We start from the raw sequence: 4,251 nt of genomic DNA on the forward strand, positions 1-4,251 counted from the left end.
CACCATGGATATTGTGGTCAGCGGGGTGGCTGGGATTATAAATGACTGCCTTTTTTACATAAGGTAGAAAGATAATCATTTAGTCGCGCAATCGAGATCATTTTGTTGCTATTTGTTACCAACTGACGTCTTTGTGCGGCTTTCCCCCCCATTGGTCTAACACCTGAACTGACCAATCATTCAGGTTTCAGGCACGAAACGAAAAGCGCCCACCGCACATTGAGTGCGATGGGCGCCCTGGGTGACAACGACCGTCTGCGCCTCAGCGCGTCAGGTCACCATCCTGGGAAGCCTGGGTTACACCAGCTCCTTGTCCGCCAGCATGAACCAGGTTTCCAGCACGGAATCCGGGTTGAGGGAGACGCTGTCGATGCCCTCTTCCATCAGCCACTTGGCCAGCTCCGGATGGTCCGACGGGCCCTGACCACAGATGCCGACGTACTTGCCCTGCGCCTTGCAGGCACGGATCGCCATCGACATCAGCTGCTTGACCGCCGGGTTACGCTCATCGAAGAGGTGAGCGACGATGCCGGAGTCGCGATCCAGCCCCAGGGTCAGCTGGGTCAGGTCGTTGGAGCCGATGGAGAAGCCATCGAAGTGCTCGAGGAACTGATCCGCCAGCAGCGCGTTGGTCGGCAGCTCGCACATCATGATGACGCGCAGGCCGTTCTCGCCACGCACCAGACCATTCTCGCCCAGCAGCTTGATGACCTGCTCCGCCTCGCCGGTGGTACGCACGAAGGGCACCATGATCTCGACGTTGGTCAGCCCCATCTCGTCACGCACGCGCTTGAGGGCGCGGCATTCCAGATCGAAGCAGTCGCGGAAGGTATCGGACACGTAGCGCGAGGCGCCACGGAAGCCCAGCATCGGGTTCTCTTCGCCCGGCTCGTACATCTTGCCGCCGATCAGGTTCTCGTACTCGTTGGACTTGAAGTCCGACATGCGCACGATGACCTTCTGCGGATGGAAGGCGGCTGCCAGGGTGGAGATGCCCTCGACCAGCTTGTCGACGTAGAAGTCGACCGGGCTTGCGTAGCCGGCGGTGCGCGCATCGATGGTCTGCTGCAGATCGATGGGCAGGGTGGCGTAGTCGAGCAGCGCCTTGGGGTGCACGCCGATCATGCGGTTGATGATGAACTCGAGACGCGCCAGGCCCACGCCGGCATTCGGCAGACGCGAGAAGCTGAAGGCGCGGTCCGGGTTGCCGACGTTCATCATGATCTTGAACGGAATCTCCGGCATCTCGTTGACGCTGGTGACGGTGCGATCGAAGTTGAGGATACCGTCATAGACGTGACCGGTATCGCCTTCGGCGCAGGAGACCGTCACTTCGCGGCCTTCGGCCAGCACCGAGGTCGCGTCGCCACAGCCGACCACGGCCGGAATGCCCAGCTCACGCGCGATGATCGCCGCGTGGCAGGTACGTCCGCCACGGTTGGTGACGATGGCGGAGGCGCGCTTCATGACCGGCTCCCAGTCCGGATCGGTCATGTCGGTGACCAGCACGTCGCCGACCTGCACCTTGTCCATCTGCTCCGGGTTGTCGATCACGCGCACCGCGCCTTGGCCGATACGCTGGCCGATGGCACGTCCGGTGACCAGAGTGCGGCCCTTCTCGCGCAGCTGGAAGCGCTCGAGGTTGCCGCCCTCTTCCTGGCTGACGACCGTTTCCGGACGCGCCTGGACGATGTAGAGCTTGCCGTCGTCGCCATCACGCGCCCATTCGATGTCCATCGGACGCTGGTAGTGCTTCTCGATGATCATGGCCTGGCGCGCCAGTGCCTCGACATCGGCATCGCTGATGCAGAAACGGTGACGGTCCGGCACCGGCACGTCGACGGTCTCGACGGAGCGACCCGCACTAGTGTCGTCGGTGTAGACCATCTTGATCAGCTTGGAGCCCAGGTTGCGGCGCAGTACCGCCGGGCGGCCGGCGGCCAGCGTGGTCTTGTGGACGTAGAACTCGTCAGGATTGACCGCGCCCTGCACCACGGTCTCGCCCAGGCCCCAGGAGCCGGTGACGAAGACGGCGTCGCGGTAGCCGGATTCGGTGTCCAGGGTGAACATCACGCCGGAAGCGGCCGTCTCGGAGCGCACCATCTTCTGTACGCCGGCAGACAGCGCGACCAGTGAGTGATCGAAGCCCTTGTGCACGCGGTAGGAGATGGCGCGGTCGTTGAACAGTGACGCGAACACCTCGTGAACCGCACGCTTGATGTTGTCGAAGCCTTCGATGTTGAGGAAGGTTTCCTGCTGACCGGCGAAGGAGGCATCCGGCAGATCTTCCGCGGTGGCGGAGGAGCGCACGGCGACCTTCAGGTTCGGGTGCCTGGCCTGAAGCTCGGCATAGGCACGTTCCATCTCGGCTTCGAAGGCCGGCGGCAGCGGCGTGTCGATGATCCACTGACGAATCTCGGCACCGACGCGCGCCAGTTCGACCACGTCGTCCACATCGAGGGCATCGAGGGCGGCATTGATACGCTTGTCGAGGCCTTCGTGGGCCAGAAACTCGCGATAGGCATAGGAGGTAGTCGCAAAGCCGCCGGGCACGGTGACACCGGCATCGGCCAGATTGGAGATCATCTCACCGAGCGAGGCGTTCTTGCCGCCAACGCGATCAACATCGTTCATGCCGAGCTGATCGAAATCGACGACGTATTCGGATGTGGCTTGCTGTGACAAGGGAACCCCCTGGTACCAATGGATGGAAACGAATGACCGATGGAGGACGATGAACCGCCTTCCGTTCAGCAATGACGCCACCCTAACAAGCTCTCTCTAGTATTAGCCATTGGTCTAACCGGCTAGTCAGTGGAGGAGGACTACAACCCTGAGCCTGTTTCAGACGTTCTGTCGCCATCGTCGGCGAACATGTCGACAAGCCAGAAACGGCCGCTACAGGAATGTAGTCATGAGGCGCTTTTGTAGAGAACGGGAACACGGGATTTCTCATATCGCGCCACTGGCCCTGTGCCGGATATTGCAAGCTCGACAGTGAACACCGACACTTGGGGTCTTCACGGGGCAACAGCCTGAGCGGGCTGGTGTCTTCGATTCGTTCTTCACGAGTGCCCGTCATGACCCGAACCGCCTTCTTCATTTCCGATGGCACCGGCATCACCGCCGAGACACTGGGACGCAGTCTGCTCGCCCAGTTCGAGAATACCGACATCCGCATGGTGACCAAGCCCTACATCGATTCGGCCGAAAAGGCGACGGCACTGGTCAAGGCCATCGAGAGCGCGCATGCCAATGACGGCGAGCGCCCGATCATCATCGACACCATCGTCGACCAGAACATCCGCGACATCATCTCCGAATCCTCCGGCTTCAAGGTCGACATCTTCTCGACCTTCCTCAAGCCGCTGGAAGAGGAACTGGACACCCACTCGTCCTACAGCGTCGGCAAGACCCACTCCATCGGGCAGGACGACGTCTACATGAATCGCATCGATTCGGTGCATTTCGCCCTCGACAACGATGATGGCGCGCGCACGCATCAATACGACAAGGCCGACGTCATCCTCATCGGCGTCTCACGCTGCGGCAAGACCCCGACCTCGCTGTATCTGGCGCTGCAGTTCGGTATCCGCGCGGCCAACTACCCGCTGACCGAGGATGACCTGGACGAGTCCGGCACCCTCAAGATGCCCGCCTCACTGGCGCAATATCGTCACAAGCTGTTCGGGCTGACCATCGACCCGCGTCGTCTGGCCGCCATCCGTACCGAGCGTCGCCCCAACAGCCGCTACTGCTCGATCGACCAGTGTCTGCAGGAAGTCGAGCAGACCGAGGCACTCTTCCGCCGCTCCAAGGTGCCCTACATCGATACCACGCGTTTCTCGATCGAAGAGATCTCGACACGCATGATCGCCGAGACCGGCCTGGCACGCCGCTTCTCACCGCGCTGACCCGACGCCAGATCATCACAAGTCGAACACAACAACACACGTCGACCACGACGACAGACATCGACCACAACAACACCGCTACTCACCCAGGAAATCCTCCCATGTTCAACACCAACCACTACTTCGACGGCCAGGTGGCCTCCATCGCCTTCCAGAGCGCAGACCTTCCTGCCACGGTCGGCGTGATGGCCATCGGCGAATTCGTGTTCGCCACCAGCCAACGCGAATACATGACCCTGATCAGCGGCGACATGCAGGTACTGCTGCCGGGCGCGGAAGAGTGGTATCAGCTCGCCGCCGGTGAAAGCTTCATCGTCGAAGCCAACCAGAGCTTCGA

At 61.3% G+C, this 4,251-nt stretch carries 3 protein-coding genes; 2 read left to right on the top strand and 1 reads right to left on the bottom strand.

Annotated elements, in window-relative coordinates; all coding sequences use genetic code 11:
- Positions 1–297: 297 nt before the first annotated feature.
- On the bottom strand, positions 298–2,685 hold the full coding sequence (gene ppsA / locus AC4FAH_RS02465; RefSeq protein ID WP_043331316.1) for a phosphoenolpyruvate synthase: 2,388 nt from the start codon (positions 2,683–2,685) through the stop codon (positions 298–300).
- 395 nt (positions 2,686–3,080) lie between these two features.
- Here ppsA and ppsR point away from each other — a divergent pair, with 395 nt between their 5' ends.
- The gene (ppsR, locus tag AC4FAH_RS02470; RefSeq protein ID WP_043331317.1) at positions 3,081–3,914 is read left to right on the top strand and encodes a posphoenolpyruvate synthetase regulatory kinase/phosphorylase PpsR; all 834 of its coding nucleotides are present in this window, start codon (positions 3,081–3,083) and stop codon (positions 3,912–3,914) included.
- A 101-nt stretch (positions 3,915–4,015) separates the two neighbouring features.
- A partial coding sequence (ppnP, locus tag AC4FAH_RS02475; protein WP_483236477.1) for a pyrimidine/purine nucleoside phosphorylase occupies positions 4,016–4,251 on the top strand: 236 nt, incomplete at its 3' end.

The sequence above is a fragment of the Cobetia sp. genome (genome assembly GCF_983723665.1).